The sequence below is a fragment of the Acinetobacter sp. YH12155 genome (assembly GCF_013418255.1).
GTDB classification, from domain to species: Bacteria; Pseudomonadota; Gammaproteobacteria; order Pseudomonadales; family Moraxellaceae; genus Acinetobacter; species Acinetobacter indicus.
The window spans coordinates 192,186-210,035 of record NZ_VPCK01000002.1; the positions used below are offsets into that span (position 1 = coordinate 192,186).

General features: G+C 43.9%; 18 protein-coding genes and 1 pseudogene. 8 read left to right on the plus strand and 11 right to left on the minus strand.

Features of this window, described 5'->3' with window-relative positions:
- Nucleotides 1-9: 9 nt before the first annotated feature.
- From tssE to FTU86_RS02295, 5 genes are all read right to left on the minus strand, one after another.
- The gene (gene tssE, locus FTU86_RS02275) at nucleotides 10-486 is read right to left on the minus strand and encodes a type VI secretion system baseplate subunit TssE (RefSeq protein ID WP_045795669.1); all 477 of its coding nucleotides are present in this window, start codon (nucleotides 484-486) and stop codon (nucleotides 10-12) included.
- Nucleotides 487-553: 67 nt separating this feature from the next.
- Nucleotides 554-1,057, minus strand: a complete 504-nt coding sequence (locus FTU86_RS02280) for a type VI secretion system tube protein Hcp (protein WP_005177807.1) — start codon at nucleotides 1,055-1,057, stop codon at nucleotides 554-556.
- A 44-nt stretch (nucleotides 1,058-1,101) separates the two neighbouring features.
- Nucleotides 1,102-2,583, minus strand: a complete 1,482-nt coding sequence (tssC, locus tag FTU86_RS02285; protein ID WP_005177804.1) for a type VI secretion system contractile sheath large subunit — start codon at nucleotides 2,581-2,583, stop codon at nucleotides 1,102-1,104.
- Nucleotides 2,576-3,079 carry a type VI secretion system contractile sheath small subunit gene (gene tssB / locus FTU86_RS02290; RefSeq protein WP_045795670.1) on the minus strand — a complete coding sequence of 168 codons (504 nt, stop codon included), beginning with the start codon at nucleotides 3,077-3,079 and terminating at the stop codon, nucleotides 2,576-2,578. The genes tssC and tssB overlap by 8 nt, the downstream gene beginning before the upstream one ends.
- Before the next feature lie 20 nt (nucleotides 3,080-3,099).
- Nucleotides 3,100-3,738, minus strand: coding sequence for a hypothetical protein (locus tag FTU86_RS02295; RefSeq protein WP_104483770.1), 639 nt, complete (start codon nucleotides 3,736-3,738; stop codon nucleotides 3,100-3,102).
- A 389-nt stretch (nucleotides 3,739-4,127) separates the two neighbouring features.
- Between FTU86_RS02295 and tssH the strand changes: the two genes are divergently transcribed.
- Genes tssH through FTU86_RS02325 form a run of 6 tightly spaced genes read left to right on the plus strand, consistent with a single transcriptional unit; the run spans nucleotide 4,128 to nucleotide 11,748 of the window.
- On the plus strand, nucleotides 4,128-6,806 hold the full coding sequence (gene tssH, locus FTU86_RS02300) for a type VI secretion system ATPase TssH (RefSeq protein WP_180036331.1): 2,679 nt from the start codon (nucleotides 4,128-4,130) through the stop codon (nucleotides 6,804-6,806).
- Between the two features lie 19 nt (nucleotides 6,807-6,825).
- A complete protein-coding gene (tssA, locus tag FTU86_RS02305) occupies nucleotides 6,826-7,941 on the plus strand; it encodes a type VI secretion system protein TssA (protein WP_180036330.1) in 1,116 nt (371 codons plus the stop codon).
- Nucleotides 7,942-7,946: 5 nt separating this feature from the next.
- A complete protein-coding gene (gene tssK, locus FTU86_RS02310) occupies nucleotides 7,947-9,311 on the plus strand; it encodes a type VI secretion system baseplate subunit TssK (protein WP_005177795.1) in 1,365 nt (454 codons plus the stop codon).
- A gap of 12 nt (nucleotides 9,312-9,323) precedes the next feature.
- Complete coding sequence (gene icmH, locus FTU86_RS02315; protein WP_075175230.1) at nucleotides 9,324-10,130, plus strand: type IVB secretion system protein IcmH/DotU; 807 nt, start codon at nucleotides 9,324-9,326, stop codon at nucleotides 10,128-10,130.
- A gap of 14 nt (nucleotides 10,131-10,144) precedes the next feature.
- The gene (locus FTU86_RS02320) at nucleotides 10,145-10,789 is read left to right on the plus strand and encodes a hypothetical protein (protein ID WP_180036329.1); all 645 of its coding nucleotides are present in this window, start codon (nucleotides 10,145-10,147) and stop codon (nucleotides 10,787-10,789) included.
- Nucleotides 10,786-11,748: a M15 family metallopeptidase gene (locus FTU86_RS02325; protein WP_180036328.1), complete on the plus strand. Its 963-nt coding sequence runs from the start codon at nucleotides 10,786-10,788 to the stop codon at nucleotides 11,746-11,748. The genes FTU86_RS02320 and FTU86_RS02325 overlap by 4 nt, the downstream gene beginning before the upstream one ends.
- 13 nt (nucleotides 11,749-11,761) lie before the next feature.
- Here FTU86_RS02325 and FTU86_RS02330 read toward each other — a convergent pair whose 3' ends face one another.
- From FTU86_RS02330 to FTU86_RS02355, 6 genes and pseudogenes are all read right to left on the minus strand, one after another.
- A complete protein-coding gene (locus tag FTU86_RS02330; protein WP_180036327.1) occupies nucleotides 11,762-12,526 on the minus strand; it encodes an alpha/beta fold hydrolase in 765 nt (254 codons plus the stop codon).
- A gap of 141 nt (nucleotides 12,527-12,667) precedes the next feature.
- Nucleotides 12,668-13,543: an MBL fold metallo-hydrolase gene (locus FTU86_RS02335; protein WP_180036326.1), complete on the minus strand. Its 876-nt coding sequence runs from the start codon at nucleotides 13,541-13,543 to the stop codon at nucleotides 12,668-12,670.
- On the minus strand, nucleotides 13,540-13,962 hold the full coding sequence (locus FTU86_RS02340) for a DUF6691 family protein (RefSeq protein ID WP_005177782.1): 423 nt from the start codon (nucleotides 13,960-13,962) through the stop codon (nucleotides 13,540-13,542). Before FTU86_RS02340 ends, FTU86_RS02335 begins: the two co-directional genes overlap by 4 nt.
- A 1-nt stretch (nucleotide 13,963) precedes the next feature.
- Nucleotides 13,964-14,380 (minus strand): YeeE/YedE family protein, encoded by a 417-nt coding sequence (locus tag FTU86_RS02345; protein WP_168384171.1) that lies wholly within the window; start codon nucleotides 14,378-14,380, stop codon nucleotides 13,964-13,966.
- Between the two features lie 495 nt (nucleotides 14,381-14,875).
- Nucleotides 14,876-15,621: pseudogene (locus FTU86_RS02350) on the minus strand (zeta toxin).
- 3 nt (nucleotides 15,622-15,624) lie between these two features.
- Nucleotides 15,625-15,882 (minus strand): hypothetical protein, encoded by a 258-nt coding sequence (locus FTU86_RS02355; RefSeq protein ID WP_005177774.1) that lies wholly within the window; start codon nucleotides 15,880-15,882, stop codon nucleotides 15,625-15,627.
- Between the two features lie 1,063 nt (nucleotides 15,883-16,945).
- Here FTU86_RS02355 and aroQ point away from each other — a divergent pair.
- Both aroQ and accB read left to right on the plus strand, forming a co-directional pair.
- Nucleotides 16,946-17,401, plus strand: coding sequence for a type II 3-dehydroquinate dehydratase (gene aroQ, locus FTU86_RS02360; RefSeq protein ID WP_005177772.1), 456 nt, complete (start codon nucleotides 16,946-16,948; stop codon nucleotides 17,399-17,401).
- Between the two features lie 16 nt (nucleotides 17,402-17,417).
- Entirely contained in the window at nucleotides 17,418-17,840 is a 423-nt protein-coding gene (accB, locus tag FTU86_RS02365; RefSeq protein ID WP_005177770.1) for an acetyl-CoA carboxylase biotin carboxyl carrier protein, read from the plus strand.
- Nucleotides 17,841-17,850 lie beyond the last annotated feature (10 nt).

Consider the following 17,850-nt stretch of genomic DNA (forward strand, 5'->3'; position numbering starts at 1 on the left):
GAATCCCACTTATGCACGTGCCGAAATAACATATTGTTGTGTTGTTGGTTTTAATAAAGCATCAAAAATCACAGGTTCATATAAAGGATGAATATTGATATAGGCCTGAATACTCAAGCACAATGCCCCCATATCCTGTTCATCTAATAACATTTCAACTTTAATCTGTCTTAAACGCGGTTCATGTGCCGCGATGGATTGTGCAATAGACTGGCAGATTTTATCGCGGTCACTTGGATTAGCGGTCGATAAGCCGACAAAATCAATAATCCCGAACTGCATAATGGACTTTTTGACCAGTGGAAAATCATCAATCTGTTCATGTAAAGATGCCATGCGGCTATTGAGCAGGTCTTCCAGATCTGCAGCGACAGATTCGCGAAGTTCCTGTAATGACAACCCCTTTAAATGATAATCTTCTGTAGTTAAAAGCCGGTCAAATAATGTAGTTCTAAAACCGTACGGATAAAGCTGGTCTAAATTCATGTATTACTAATTAAGCATAAAATCAGGTAGAGGCTGGCAGAACGCCAGCCTCCCGTGGTCATACAAATTAAGCAGCGTAAGAGGCTGTATTATTTGAAAGTGACCATTTTTTAGTAACTGCACCTTTTTGGGTACCGTTAATATCTTGCTGGTTATAAGTCCACTCGACTGCAGCATATTTCAAACCGAATGATTCAGTTGGAACACCTTCTTCATTCACGGTTGGCGTTACACTTGAAACCAGTACATGCTTCAGTTTGATTTGCAGGTACTTGATACGCTTGTCACCGTTAGCACGATAGAAATCGATCTGTACTTCATCGAAGGTATAACCCGCAGAACATGCTTCCCAAAGTTTTGGACTGGTTGCATCCAAATCTTTAACAAAAACCATGTCTGAGTGTTCTACACGCTCAGCAGTATGACCACCTACACTTGAAGAAGTCGCTGATTTAGGCTGACGGATATTGTGCGCCCAAGAATTTACTTCTAGCCAATCTTTGTGCTCTGCGTCACGCGATTCGCCATCAACTTTATACTTCCCTCGAAACTGTACGTAGATATCTTTCATTTTATAAATTTTCCTGTTTTAGTTAAAAGTTATTATAAGTTGCCTCAATTTGAGGACTGAGGTAACTCAGTAACAAGTCGCAAAGAAACCGACAACTCGTCCAACTGGAAATGTGGTCTTAAGAAAACCACAGACTTGTAGTGTCCCGGCTGAGCAGGATTTTCTACAACCTTTACCGATGCTTCACGAAGTGGATATTGTGCTTTCGCTTCCTGAGAGGCACCGTCGTCAAGCAAGACGTATTGCGATAACCAGTCATTTAAAAAGGCTTCAACATTGCCAGCAGAGGCAAAGCTGCCGACCTTGTCGCGCATCATGGCTTTTAAATAATGGGCAATACGCGAAACCGCCATAATATATTGAATCTGGCTAGATAAGGCCGAGTTGGCATTGGCGCTATCGCTGTCGTATTTCTTCGGTTTTTGTGCAGATTGCGCACCAAAGAACGCCGCGTAGTCAGTATTTTTACAATGTACCAGTGGAATGAAGCCTAAATCGCTTAATTCTTTTTCACGACGGTCAGTAATGGCAATTTCAGTTGGACACTTGAAGACCACTTCGCCATCGCTGGTTTTAAAGGTATGGACCGGCAGGCCTTCGACCAGACCACCACCTTCAACGCCACGAATTGCCGCACACCAGCCATGCATATCAAAGGCATTGGTTAAACGGGTACCAAAGGCATACGCCGCATTCATCCATAAATATTCATCATGGTTTTGGCCCGACACTTCTTCAATAAAGTTAAAGCCTTCAGTGGCTGCACCATCTTTCGGATGGAACGGTAAACGGCCCAATACACGCGGCATGGTCAATGCGACATAACGTGAATCTTCGCTGTCACGAAATGAACGCCACTGTACATATTCTGCAGTTTCGAAAATCTTGGATACATCACGTGGACGGTCAATATCGGTAAACGATTCCAGCCCCAGAATGCTCGGACTTGCCGCAGAAATAAATGGTGCATGCGATGCCGCAGCCACGTGCGAAATCTGCTCCAGCAGATACATATCTGAAGGCGTACGGTCAAACTCGAAGTCACCAATTAAAGTCGCATACGGTGCACCACCAAATGAACCATACTCTTCTTCATAGATTTTCTTGAACAAGGTACTCTGATCAAAATCAGTCGCGCCCTGGAAATCTTTGACCAGTTCTTTTTTGGTCGTATTCAGCATGCGGATTTTAATCAGCGGATTCGACGGTGTTTCCTGACAGAAATAATATAAACCGCGCCAGGTCGATTCAATTTTCTGGAACTGCTCATGATGCATGATTTTGCTGAGCTGGGCAGAAATCAGCGCATCAATTTCAGCGATACGTTTGTCAATCGACAAAGTCATGTTTTCAGAAACAGTGATTGTGCCGGCCATGACTTCTTTGGCCAGTTCACCAATCAGGCTTTTGGCACGGTCATGTTCTTCTTCATTGCGGGCAATCCGGCTTTGCTCGACAATCGAGTCCAGCAAAGTCAGTTCTTCTGCAGTCTGGGTTTGCGCCTGAACGGCCTGAGCATTAGTCATGATCTGCCTCCGCGCTTAATTTACGAATCTGGTCAGTATTTTTTAATACTTCATCCAGCAGATCTTCCAGACGTTCGCTATTGGAAATCTTGTTACGCAAATCGGTTAAACGCTCACGTGCTTCGACCAGTTTACGCAGCGGATCAACCTGTTGTACTACACTTTCCGGACGGAAATCTTCCATGGAAGTGAAGGTCAGATCCACCGACATGCGACCGCCCTCTTCAGTTAAGGTATTTTCCACATCGAATGCTGCACGTGGCGCCAAAGATTCCATCACTTCATCAATGTTATCCAGGTCAACATTAATGAATTTTTTATCTTTTAATTTGGTCTTTTCCAGTTCAGAAGCAGCAGAGAAATCCCCCAATACCCCCACCACAAAAGGCAATTCTTTCACTTCTTTACCATCACCCACTTCAACATCATAAGTCAGTTGAACACGTGGAGGACGAATGCGCTGAAGTTTCTTTTGTACACTTTCACGTTTAGCCATAATACAGTGATCCTGTTTTATTATTTTCGTAGCGATTCAAATGGATTATTTGAAGCCGCTGGTTTTGCTGCCGGAGCAGTTGTTCTTGTTGCAGTTGCTGCCTTGGTCGATGCGGTACGTGTGGTTTTAGCACGACTTGCATTACTGCTTGCTTTACGTGCTGCAGCACGTTGGGCTGCAGCTTTTTTGGCAAGCGATGCATTGGTAATGGCCTTGGCAGAACTGGTATCCGGAGCAGGCACTGAAGCGCGGATAGTATCCGATAATTCCTTGGCCGCTGGATAGGTCACTTCGTCAGATAAAAAGCGCATTTGCTCGGTACGCATATAGTTTAAGGCATTTTTGGCAATCGAAACGCCTGCTAAAAAGTGCGCATCAGTCAGGTCTGGATGGCGTACGCCCTGGTTTTCCAGCTGTTCTACCAGCTGCAGGGTCTTCATATTTTTACCAAGTTCCTGAAAACGTTTTGCGGCTTGAACTTGCAGTTCTTGTTTCACCTCTTGATTTTTTTTATTTTCTTTGGCACACACTTGCTGATAAATCCCCAACAATGCCTGATCAGTTTCTCCCTTAACCAGCGGATAATCCTTGATACAGCCTCGTTTTAGCTCAATCTGCTCATCTGCATAAGCAATTGGGGTGGCACAAAGTGTCGCCATTAGGGGAAAAAGAAGAATACTTTTTTTCAAAACGAGCCTCTAATTTCTAAATTCATTTATAGTGAATGGGTGTATTTGAAAACTGAACACGAACAATTTTTATCAAAAAAAACATCGCGCAAATTTAACAAAAAATAAACTTCTGGCGTCAAGACAAATTCTGCCAACTATCGACAATAATTGTCATACTTTTGTTTCCGGTAAAATTATTTTTGTCTTATTTGTTTTCATTTTTGAAAAAATTTTAGGTAGAATACTACAACCCTAATATTTATATCAATATAAATTATTGATATGTAAGTAAAATTTATTTTATTTACTGAAAACGATGTTCAGCCCATGGTCGCTACTTTAACCCATTTGGACTGGAATTATAACTAGAGCGTGTTATGAATAATTTAAAAATTTTGATTAATAAACTATCAAGTCATGCCAGAACAGCCTTAGAAAAGTCTGCCAATGCCTGTATTAATCAGCAGAACTACGAAATTGAAATAGAACACTTTTTCCTAGAATTATTAACCCAAGACCATAAAAATGACCTGAGTCTCCTTCTCGATAAATATAAAATTTTAAAAGATGATCTCATTCATGATTTAAAAGAAAGTGTCAGTCACCTGCCAAAGGGTAATTCTCGTACACCTATCTTTGCAAAATCTATCATTCGTCTGTTAGAGCAAGCCTGGTTATTAGCCTCGGCCGAGCAAAATCCGCAAATTCGTAGCGGTCACTTACTGGTTGCTTTGCTAACCGCACCTGATCTTTATCAGATTGCAGTGCGTGCTTCGAGCTTGTTTGACCTGTTCCCAATTGACACCATGAAGCACAAATTCTTAGATGTATGTGTCAAAAGTGTCGAAAATGAAAACGCTACTGTCCCGGAAACGGCTGAAACTGAAAGCATCACAGCTATCGAGCCTGCACCAAATAGCAAAAAAACACCTGCGCTGGATCAATACACCATTAACCTGACTGAAAAAGCCAGAACGGGCGCAATTGATCCGGTGATTGGCCGTGAATTTGAAATCCGTCTGATGCTGGACATTTTAATGCGTCGCCGTCAGAACAATCCGATTTTAACGGGTGAACCGGGTGTCGGAAAAACTGCGGTGGTAGAAGGTTTGGCACTTAAAATTGCCAATAACCAGGTACCCGATGCGCTGAAAAACGTGCATTTGCATGTGCTGGATATGGGCCTGTTACAGGCTGGTGCCAGTGTTAAAGGTGAATTTGAAAACCGCTTAAAACAGGTGATTCAGGAAGTTCAGGCTTCGACTCATCCGATTATCCTGTTTATTGATGAAGCGCATACCTTAATTGGTGCTGGTGGTCAGGCCGGTCAAAATGATGCCGCCAACCTGCTGAAACCAGCACTGGCTCGTGGTGAGTTACGTACCATCGCGGCCACCACCTGGGCGGAATATAAACAGTATTTTGAAAAAGATGCCGCGCTCAGCCGCCGTTTCCAGGTGGTCAAAGTTGAAGAGCCAACTGAAGAAGTCGCAATTGATATGCTGCGCGCCATGATTCCGGTGATGGCCAATCACTTTAAGCTGAATATTGATGATGAAGCAATTGTCACGGCTGTGCATGCCTCACATCGTTATATCAGTGGTCGCCAGCTCCCGGATAAAGCGATTAGTGTATTAGATACCGCCGCTGCACGTGTGGCGCTGACTCAAAATGCCCAGCCGGTGAAACTCGATCAGTTACAGGCGCAGCTGCACAATTTAACACTTGAACGCGAAATTGTTGAAAAAGAACATGCACACTTCCCGATTCATCATGAACGTTTAGACGGTTTAAATCAGAAAATTACTGCTCTTGAGCAGGAAATTGCCGATACACAACAGCAATGGCAACAAGAACTGGAACTGGTTCAGCAGATTCAGACGCTAGAACAGCAGACCGAAGCCGATGAAAACAGCCAGACCCAGATGCAGCAGTTACGCAGCCAGTTGCAGCAACTGCAAGGTCAACATCCGCTGGTATTTGAACGCGTCAATGCCCAGATTATTAATGAAATTATCTCGGACTGGACCGGTATTCCTGTCGGAAAAATGGTTAATGATGAAATCAAGCAGGTTCTGACCTTAGAAGATAAACTTTCTGAGCGTGTTATGGGGCAGGACTTTGCCCTGCATCAGCTGGTGCAAGGCATTAAAACCTCTAAAGCCAAGCTGGAAGATCCAAACAAACCGCAAGGCGTATTCCTGCTGGTCGGCCCAAGTGGGGTTGGTAAAACTGAAACTGCCCTGGCCTTGGCCAATGAGTTATACGGTGGCGAATCGCATCTGATTACCATCAACATGTCGGAATATCAGGAAGCGCATACGGTTTCATCTTTAAAAGGTGCGCCGCCAGGTTATGTCGGTTATGGTCAAGGCGGTGTGCTCACAGAAGCCGTGCGCCGCAATCCGTATAGCGTGGTTCTGCTCGATGAAATTGAAAAAGCGCATAGTGATGTGCAGGAGCTGTTCTATCAGGTGTTTGATAAAGGCATGCTCGAAGATGGTGAAGGTCGCCTGATTGACTTTAAAAATACTACCATCCTGCTGACCTCTAACGCCGGTTCCAGCGCCATCATGCAAAGTTGCCTGCCGCTGCCGGTAGATGAATGGCCAAGCGCAGAACAGCTGATTGAAAAGCTGAAACCAAGTTTGTACAAGCAGTTCAAACCGGCCTTTTTAGGACGTATGCGGATTGTGCCGTATTACCCATTGCATGATGATTTACTGGTGCAAATTATCCAGCACAAACTTGGTAAAATTACCGCGCGTCTGGAACAGCAGTACCAGACCAAAGTCAGCTATTCCGACGATTTAATTGAATTACTGCTGAGTCGCTGTACCGAAGTCGATAGTGGTGCACGTAATGTCGACAATATTCTGAATTCTTCGGTGCTTCCGGCCTTGGCGACAGAAATCCTGATGGCACTGGCCGAGCAAAAAATTCCGCAACTGATTCATATTGATGTCAAAGACGATGAAATCATCTATCAGCTCGATCCGGAACAAAAAACGGCCAAAAAACGAAGCAGTAAAAAAGCAAAGATGACTGAAGCGTGATCAAGGATTCAGAACAGCAATGAACCTCAACCTCGATGTATTGTTACACCCCATTTCGGCTGAACAGCCTTGCGGAGAAGACTATTCTTTTTCCAATGAGTTTCATGCCATTAAAAAGGCCAAAACTCAGGATGATCCGCTTCTCGATCAGGGCGATTGGGTCTCCGAACCCAAACAGGCCGACTGGGGCTTTGTACATAGCAAATCGACTGAATTACTGGAAAGTAAAACCAAGGATATCCGTTTATATGGCTGGCTGCTGGAAGCATGGAGCAATTTGTATGGCTTTGAAGGCATTGCTCAAGCCATACAACTCAGCCATCGCAGCTTAAATGAATACTGGTTGCAGCTGCATCCGGAAATTGAAGATGATGATCTGGACCAGCGTATTGGTTTATTACAAGGTTTGATCAACCAGATTCCGGTGCTGATTAAAACCGTGCCGATTGTGACTGCACCGCACCTGAGCCTGCGTGATTATGACAATTTTCTGTATCAGGACAATTTGCGTCGCAAGCAAAGTGAAGATTCATCTGATCAATCGGCTGCGCCACAGCTGGAACAGTTTGATCAGGCGCTGTTGAATACCTCGAAGTCGCTGCAATACCAGAATTACCAGCACTTTCTGGACATTTTGCAGCAGTGGTCAAGTTTAAAAGAAGTACTGGATCAATTAATGGGCCTGGATGCGCCAAGTTTTGCCGCTATTGACTCACAGCTTGATTCGATTCATTCCACGCTTAAAAAATTATATAAAACAGATGCCTTTGCCGCGCAGACTCTGGTTGAAGCACCTGAACAGAATAACATTGTGACTGCTGATGCCATTAATACTACAGCAGCCCCTGCCATAGCGATGCCCATCATGAATGCACCGACCGGTTTTCAACCGCAACCTCAAAACCATCTGGCCAACCGTGAACAGGCCATGCAGGTTTTACAGGAAATTGCCGATTACTTTCAGGCCAATGAACCCCATAGCCCGGTCAGCTACATGCTGCAAAAAACCATTAAATGGAGTCAGATGCCGCTGCATGAATGGCTGACTCAGGTAATTAAAAATGACAACCCGCTTGAAAATATTCAGGAATTACTGGGTGTGCAAAGCTCTAATGAAACAAATAGTGATTGGTAAGTGCCATGTTTAAAGCAGATAAAATTCTTTGGGGCGAAGGCTTATTTTTACGCCCGCAACATTTTCAGTTGCAAGACAGCTATCATGAACAGCGCCTGAACCATACTGTTCGTTCCACCATTCCATTTGCTTATGGTGTGCAATCTATAAAGTTTGATGAAGCTCAGCTAAATACCCATGTGCTGGCTTTAGAAAGTATTGAAATGCTGTGGCAAGATGGAGAAATCTATCAGGCGCCAGCACGTGATTTACTACCTGAACCGGTACAGCTGGATGACCTGAATCTGCGTGGTGAAATGCTGGTTTATCTAGCGCTACCGATTGTACAGCCAAATAAAAATAATGTGGTGTTTGAATCTGGCGCTCAACCGGGCCGTTACCATTCACATCTCACTCAAACCCATGATTTATTCACCGACGCTACCCCGGCAGATATTACCCTGCTGAAACGCCGTGCCGAATTTAAACTGCTGGATGCCCAGTTTGAACCAAATCATGAAATGGATGGCTTTATCTATTTGCCGGTGGCCAAAATCAAACGCCACAGTTCCGGCCATTTCGAGTTTGAGCGCAAATTTATTCCACCAATTTTACATATTGAATCGAGCGACAGCCTGCTGCAAGGCCTGCGCCGTACCTTGAATGTGATTAAAGCCAAAATCAAAACCATTCAAACCAATAACCGGGAAAATGAACAGAAACTGATTGAGTTCCGTTCTGGCGATATTGTTTCGTTCTGGCTGGTGAATGCCTTAAATACTGCACATGCGACTTTAAGTCATGTTCTGCAATATCCCCAGATTCATCCGGAACGTCTATTTTTTGAATTATTACGTTTAACTGGTTCTTTGCTGACCTTCTCGACGGCCTATGAAGTCGATCAGTTGCCGCGTTATAAGCATCATCAGCTACAGGACAGTTTTGAACAGCTGGATGTCATCCTCAGAGAATTGCTGGATACCATTATTTCCAGCCGTTATATCAGCATCGCCCTGAAAGAAATCCGTCCGTCTTATTGGGTCGGCAGTCTGGAATCCGACAAGATTACTCGCGATACCCGTCTGTATATTGCCGTGTCCAGCTCGATGATGCAGGCGCATGAACTGATCCAGATTGTGCCACTGCGTTTTAAAGTCGGTAATACGGTTGATGTTGAACAGCGCGTGATGGCTGCCTTACCGGCTATTCCAATTCATCACCTGATGCAGGTTCCGACCGCTATTCCGGTACGTTCCGGAGTGAGCTATTTTGAAATTGAGCCGAATAATGACCTGTATCAACGCATGCTCGACTCGGAATCGATCTGTATCTATGTGCCGGCCGGCTTCCAGGATCTTTCTATTGAACTTATTGCTGTCATGAACGGTTAAGGACATTTTTTCATGAATACTCCACATCATGCACCTTCCTTATTTGATGATGGTCAGATTGGTACTGGTCTGACCCCACCACAGGTCAACCCGAAAATTAGCAATAGTGCCAATCTGGTCGATTTACTTCATGACGGCTTCTATATTGTGTTCCTGATCAAGAACCAGTATGTGCCAGGCAATGTTGAAGCATTCCGTGAAAAAATCATGGATATGCTGAACCGCTTTGAAACCCAGGCAAAAAAACTGCAGTTTTCAGCCGATGATATTCACGATGCCAAATATGCGTATTGTGCCTTGCTGGATGAAACCATTGTGACCCAGCAGGACCCGCAATTTTTTGATTTGCAGAATCACTGGCTGATTAATCCCCTACAACTCAATCTGTTCGGTTCGCAGCTGGCCGGCTATCGCTTTTTTGAAATGCTGGAACAGCTCAGAAGTCGTGGCAAAGAACGTCTGGCGGCTTTAGAGGTTTATCATTACTGCATGCTGCTGGGCTTTCAGGGCAAATATCGTATTGAGTCGATGGAAGCGCTGAACCATATTGTGGCGCGTGTTGGCGATGAAATTGATTATCTGAAAGGCAAGAAAACCGCGTTTTCGCCTTTTGCCGCCTTACCGGATCAGATCAAACATATTATTCACCGTGAATTACCTTTTTTCTGGATTTTGCTGTTCTTAGCCCTTTTTGCCTTATTGTCCTTTGCCGGCCTGCGTTACATGCTGTCCAACCAGAACAGTAGCGCAATGAGCCAATATCAAAACGTGATTACTGCACCAACGGAACAGGCGCATATCACCATTCATTTACCATAAAATTTAGATAAAACATGGCAAACGAAAAACAAACTTCATTACGGATTTTACAAAGTAACAAGCCAAAATCGCCGTCGCCACTTTTATATAGTCTGGGCGGTTTTGTGGCGGGGGTCGTGGTCACCGGTTTAGCCGGTTATGCCTATTTTTATGCAGGCCAGCCATCGACAACACTAGCAGAGTCCACTCAGGCAATGGCCGCGCCAGCGGCTACTCCATCGGAACTGCCGGCAGAACTGGAAGAATTAAAAAACCAGATGACCGATCACTCTGGCAGTTTTGACGAGCTCGAAAATATGCAGGCTGAACATCCGGTTGAGTTTCAGCAACCCAATGATGGTGAACTAAGTAAAATCTTTGCCCATCAACCAGCAAAAGTTGCTGCCCAGCCTGCGCCAAATCAAGCGCGTGTAGCTCCGAACTTTCCGCAAGACATGGCCAGTGCTCCTGCGGCGACAGCAAAACAGCCATCTGTACAAAAACCAGCTCCAGCACCAGCCAAAGCTGTTCCTGCTAAACCGGCTGCACCGGTCGTGGTACCAATGGCCGCCGTAGAACCAGAAGAAACACCACAGGCCAGTGTCCAAATTTCGGTCACCCGTAAACCGGTAGAAAAAGTTGAAACTGTAAGCGTACAGGACACTGCTATTCATCCATGATTGCGGTTATTTTTATTGCCTTTGTGCTTGTTGCCTGCAGTTTGGCACTGCTATTGTCTTATGAACTGCGGGCCAAGGTATTATCCGGTTTTCAGGCACTTATTCCCAACGGCAAAAAACAGTTGAGCTCGGTGAAAAGTCTGGCTCAACAGTTTAATCATGCGGCTGCAGCAGAACAGACTCAAACCCATTGGCATATTCAGCAATGGTGGATTCTGATTGCCGGATTTTTTCTGTTTTCCAGCATCATCCTGTTTGCCTTTACCCGCCCGATTAGCGCCACCAAAATTGAAGCTGACTATTTAAGAGAAGTCGATCCTCAAGTTTATGCCCTGCTTGAAGGTGAAATGCTGTCGCCACCCCCTGAAGTAGAAGAAGCACTGGTTGAAGCCGCCGTGGTTGAGGCCATGCAACTGGAAAATCAGTGGGCGGCTGTGCCGGCAGATCAGCATAGTTATGATCCAGCGGTGGAAGATTTACATGCTCATTCTCATGTCAATCCATCAATTGTGAGCGCTGACCGAAAGTGGCATAAGATGAATCCGCGTTATAAACAGCGCCTGCTGATGGTGTTTAAAATCATGAAAGAACGCCACGGCTATGAGCTGGTGCTATTGGAGGGTTATCGTAGTCCGGAGCGACAAAACTCGCTGTCCAAAAATAAAAACACCACCCGTGCCCGTGGTTATCAAAGCTATCATCAATTTGGTTTAGCCGCCGATGTGGCCTTTAAACGCAATGGCAAAGTGGTGATTTCCGAGCGTGACCCGTGGGCAATGCGCGGTTATGAACTGTATGGCGAAGTGGCGGAGTCGGTTGGTCTGACCTGGGGTGGCCGCTGGAAATCCATTAAAGATTATGGTCATACCGAATACCGGATGCCAGGCTTAAAGAAAACCCGGGAAATGGCGGAAAAGCTGACCTCGGAAGGTCAGCTGATGGCCAATGCACTTGATTAAAACAATACCGGGCTTATGCAGATAAAAACTGCTGGATTTTATCAACCACTTCAGCAGTTTTCTCTGCATGCAGCCAATGGCCCGCATTTTCAACAGTTTCAATGCTAGCCTGACTAAACTGCTGTTCAATGGCCGCATAGTGTTCCGGTTTAGATAAATACGGAGAGGCGCCGCCACGAATAAATAAACTTGGTGCATCCACCTTGACTGACTGCCAAGATAAAATTTTCGGATAAGATGCATAAAGTGCATCAACATTAAATAACCACTGCCCTTTACTAAACGATTTCATCAGAAACTGAATCACTGCATCTTCACGCAAATGCTGCTGCATAATCTGGGTGGCATCCTGGCGTGATTCCACTTGTGCTTTTTTGACAGCAAATAGCGCATCAAACACCTGATCATGATGATTTTCCTGATAGGCAAATGGTGTCATGTCCAGCACCACCAGTTTTTCCACTCGCTCTGGTGCAAGGTCAGCCAGTTGCATGGCAATTTTTCCACCCATGGAATGGCCAATCACGATAAATTTTTGTACCTGAATCGCATCCAAGGTTTCCAGTACATCTTGCGCCATCTCGGTATAGCTCATGCTCTGGCAATGTTCCGATTTTCCGTGGTTACGCACATCAATCTGAATGACCGGATAACGTTCCTGTAACGCACGTGCCAGCACACCTAAATTACTCAAGCTGCCAAATAAACCATGAATAAGAACAACCGGAATGTCGGTGCTTGATAGATGTTGTTGTGAAGTCTGGAAATTGAGCAGCATTTTTGATTCCTTGAATGCATCGGTTTTGGCTATCTCGATATTATAGGATAAGTGTTTTATTAAAATTGTATTTTTGCTTAGGCTATTTTGTATCGGTTCAAAAATATCGGCCAGTTGCACGAAAGCATTGGCCGATCCAGTTTATTTGTTGAAATAATTGAGTGGCAGTTTCAGATAGCGCGTGCCATTGGCTTCCGGTTCAGGGAAATGTCCGGCCACCATATTGATCTGAATGGCAGGCAGAATCAGTTTTGGCATCGATAAACCGGCATCACGGCGATTACGCATTTCTACAAACTCAGCTTTTTGCGTGCCATCGTGAATATGGATATTCTCGGCTTTTTGCTGCTGGATACTGGTTTCGTGTATAAAGACCTCACGCCCTTCAGGCAGATAGTCATGACATAAAAATACCCGTGTCTGCGCTGGCAACTTATACAGTTTTTGCACAGAATCAAACAGTTGCTCTGCACTACCCTTCGGGAAATCGCAGCGTGCAGTACCATAATCCGGCATAAACAAGGTATCGCCGACAAAGACTGCATCACCAATCACATAGCTTAAACAGGCTGGTGTATGCCCTGGTGTTGGAATATTGTAGGCCGTTAATTCACCAATACTGAATTGCTCATGATCATCAAACAGATAATCAAAGGCTTGATGCGCATTCAAATATTTCAAATCCAGATTATAAATACGGCCAAACGTATCCTGCACCACAATAATCTTGTTACTGATGGCAATTTTTCCACCGAGCTTTTCTTTTAAATACTGGGCTGCGGTCAGATGATCTGCATGCACATGGGTTTCTAAAATCCATTCAACGCTTATGCTATTTTGCTGAATATAGCTAATGATTGCGTCGGCACCTTCAGTCGAGGTAGATGCCGAAGCCGCATCATAATTCAAGACGCTATCAATAATTGCACATTGCTGCGTGGCCGGATCAGTCACTACATAGCTGAATGTATTGGTCTCTTTGTCAAAAAAATGTTGTACAACTGGCGTAGCGGTCATGATTTTTTCCCTAAAAGTCGATGATGGAGATACATGCCATACATCATCGCAGCAATAAAGTACAGCGCCTGATAATAGCCCAACCCAATTAACGTAAAGCTAGGTGCAGGACAAATGCCGGCAATTCCCCAGCCAATCCCAAACAAAGCGCTGCCGATAATCAGTTTAGAATCTAGCTGATTTTGCCGCGGTAACTCAATGGCCTCATGATACACCGTCTTAGGTTCGGCCTGACGTACTGCCTTTTGAAACGGAATAAAAGCCACGGCGATGGCACCCATCATCACAAAAGCTAGACTGGCATCCCAATCCCCAAAAATATCCAGAAAACCTAGTACTTTTTCCGGATTGGACATACCCGAAATCATCAGGCCCAATGAAAATAATCCGCCAAATAGAAACGCCCAGATATTTTTCATTTTAGAATGCTCCTGTGATATGGCGGATGACATACACTGTCAATACGCCCGTCAGCATAAAGGTCAAGGTCGCTACCATCGAACGTTTGGATAAACGGCTGATTCCACAAATACCATGACCACTGGTACAACCCGAACCTAAACGGGTCCCAAAACCAACCAAAATACCGGCCACCACCATCATGAGTGGTCTGGCGTCAAGTTGAATCTGTGGCTGCTGCCAGATTCCATAAATAAACGGCGTAACAAACAGTCCCAATAAAAACCACAGCGCCGGTGTTTTAAAGATGGTGCTTGGCTGCATCACCTGAGCCAGCAAACCACTAATCCCTGCGATTCGTCCGTTCACATATAAATAGCCGACCACGGCGGCCCCTAATAAAAGACCACCTAAAAACGCAATCAGGAAATCATGCATCGCCATACACCCAAAACATTATATGTTTTTATAATATATAAAATATCAATAAATAGCTATCCTTTCTTACAAAGAGCTAACCATCCTCCCCCCTTCCTTTATTCTGGCTTTTGCGTTGTCATTTGCTGATTAAGGAGAGTATTGCTTAGGCTATTTTAGGGATAAAGGAATGAGAATGAAGCGTTTAAAAAATAAGGAAATAAAAAAGCTTCCAATGACTAGAGGCTTAGCGCGGCCAGCACATCTCTAAAAATAGGACTTGGATAAAGACTATTTTAGTTTAATAAACCGCCTTACAGGTTGTAAATGGAAAACAGTTTGCTAGAAAAATCATCTGAATTAATTAGCTGATCTTGATAGTTGAGCAAATTCCCTGAATATATCCTCGGGAAATTTTGTACTTCGGCATAATATTATGTAGTTTTGCTTTAATTTCTTGGCGTTTTAAAGCTGCTGATCAGAAATAGAGATGAGTACCCATCCAAGTGAACTGGCTTACTCAAAAGCATTTAAAACTTTCTCTACAAACCACTCTGGCAACACCTGCACCTCGGGATTTATTTTAACAGCTCGGCGTTTTCAATTTCGGCCAGGAACGATGCGGCTTGACCATCCGTTGAGTTATCAAAAAAGTAGGTTCGATCTGTGGCATCCACCGCCTGCATTAATAAATCCATACTGCGGTAGTAACGCTGTTTAATCTTCTGTTCAGGCACGCCATGCCCACCCTTCTCTACGCGATACTGCACCCGTGCAATATTAATCAGCGGATCAACCGTGGAAACATAGTACAGATAGGTTTTAAATCCCTGACGTTTTACCTCATGTAAAAATTCTACCTTGGAAATATGCGACATCACTGTTTCAAAGGTAAAACTCACCTTTAAACGTAAAAATTCCAGGCGAATATAATCAATAATACGCGCGCATAAATAGGAATCGATTTCTGCAGGATCAAACTGTACGCAGCTTGCACTAATCAGTACCGGTGGCTGACGTAATAAAGGCACCCATGTATTTGCCTGCGGTCGTTGTTTTTGTTCTAGAAAGAAAATTAAAGCAGCTGCATTCAATGCCCGATGATAATGGTCCAAATGCAAAACTGCAGAGTGTTTAAGCTGATATTCGAGTTCATCTGCATTTAAATATGCCCCAATATGATGGGGCAACAAATATTCCTTAATGGTACTTTTTCCTGAACCATTCGGACCTGCGAACATCCTGATGCGGGGTTGTGGCATAAATTAGTGAACGGTCTGTAATTTCTTTTTACGTGTCAAGGTTTTTGGAAGATGCTGCGCACTACGATAAGCCGCCGATACATCTTTCATTACGCTTTCCTGACCATTCGGCTGGCGCTGTACCAGTTGCTGATCTTTCACATACACCACAGTTGAAGACGCACATGCCTGCTTAAAGGCATCACGAAATGCGTGAATCGCCAGTTTTGGAATCATATCATCCTCCACCTTGCCTGCTTTCATAATCGTATAAGCTGTCATTGGACAACTCCTGTTCACACTGTGTGTAATATGTCTTTATCTTAGCACATCAGGGCTATTTGTCTATTTATACAGCACTTCGCCGATACAGAGTTGTCACAGGCTGAATTAGATAGATCTGCCTTATTTAGGCTAAATTAAGATATTCGTCGCTTTTAAGAAGATTTCCCCTTAATAAAGCAATACTGTTATTTTTTAATTCTAAAATCAAGGCCCTACTCGCCAAATCAGTTTAGGCAATACGTGAACTATCAAATTTTGCCAACCTTGCCTGAACGGCTTTCGTACAGAAAGACACGAAACTGTCTTTTTCAATGAAAGAATTGGTCAATGACTTCCTGAAAATAAATCCAACACTTTTGAATCCACTCTACTCTAATTCTCTTCACAATGACTGTTCATAATCAGGATTGCTCATCTCTTGTTAGCGTCTTAACCTATTCCCATACACCCTCTATCTGAAAGATCAGCCCAACTATTAAGCACATGCTAAACTGATCTAAACAGCACGCTAATGACTGATCTAAGTACTATATCCCAAGCACAGAATAAAGATAAATATTTGTAATTCAATAATAAATAAAGATAGCAACACGGTAGTTTAAAGCCAGATAAAACAGAATCTATAGCGGCAACCTCTCAGCAGATATATTGAATGGTATAAATTTTAAAACGCGGCCAATTCAATATAGAAATCAGGAGGAGGATAAAAACTCCCCAAATTCAGGGATAGCATTCCGGGGGAAATCCAGAGATAAAACCGGATGCACATGTAGGCCATCTACTTGGGCTTAAACTCATCAAACTATTTTGCGGCAAACCTGTGAATGGTTTTGGTCAATTCTCATTACAATGTAAAAAACCGTCATTTCGTGCAAATTTGGAATCTTTTAACATTGCGAATTGTATGCAAAGTTTGCATGATATAGCCATATTTTGCGACATGCTTTTCACGTAAATTTAAAGAAATTATAAAAAAAATGTGGAATTTCATGCCATAATAAGCAAACTTTGCAGACATCTTGCAAAGACTATTTGCAACTTATTAATTGGAGCAGGCTGGATGAGTTCAACCATTTTGGTTATTCATGGACCGAATTTAAATTTGCTAGGAAAGCGAGAACCTGAGGTTTATGGACACCTTACCCTTGAGGATATAAATCAGCAGCTCATGACACAAGCGCAAAATGCATCATTTTCGCTAGAAACTTTCCAGAGTAACTGGGAAGGTGCCATTGTCGACCGAATTCATCAGGCAGGTCAAGAAGGCGTTCAATTCATCATTATTAATCCTGCAGCCCTGACCCATACCTCAGTCGCAGTACGTGATGCACTTCTTGGCGTTGCCATCCCGTTTATTGAAGTCCATCTGTCTAACGTGCATGCACGTGAAGCATTTAGACATCATTCATATTTGTCCGATAAAGCTGTAGGCGTGATCTGCGGATTGGGTGCAAAAGGCTATGCTGCTGCACTTGACTACGTTATCGAAAAAATTCAACTCACTTCGCAATCTTAATTAGGAATACTGTCTCATGGATATCCGTAAAATCAAGAAACTCATCGACCTGATGATTGAATCTGACTTACAAGCGATTGAAGTTAAAGAAGGCGATCAGGCGATTGCGCTTACTCGTCGCAGTCCAGTAGTAGCGGCAGCAGTTCCAGCAATGCCTGCTCCAGCAGCAGATCTGCCATCAGCACCGAAATCTTCTCCACGTGGCGCAGTTGAAACTTCTCCTATGGTTGGCGTGTTCTATGCAGCACCTAGCCCAGGTGAAGCACCTTTTGTGAAAATCGGTCAAACCGTTTCTGCAGGTGAAACCTTAGGTATTATCGAAGCCATGAAAATCATGAACCCGATTGAAGCAACTCAAAGCGGCGTGATTGAAGAAATTCTAGTTAAAAATGGTGAAGTGATTCAGTTTGGTCAACCACTCTTCCGCTACCGCGCTTAAGACCACGGGG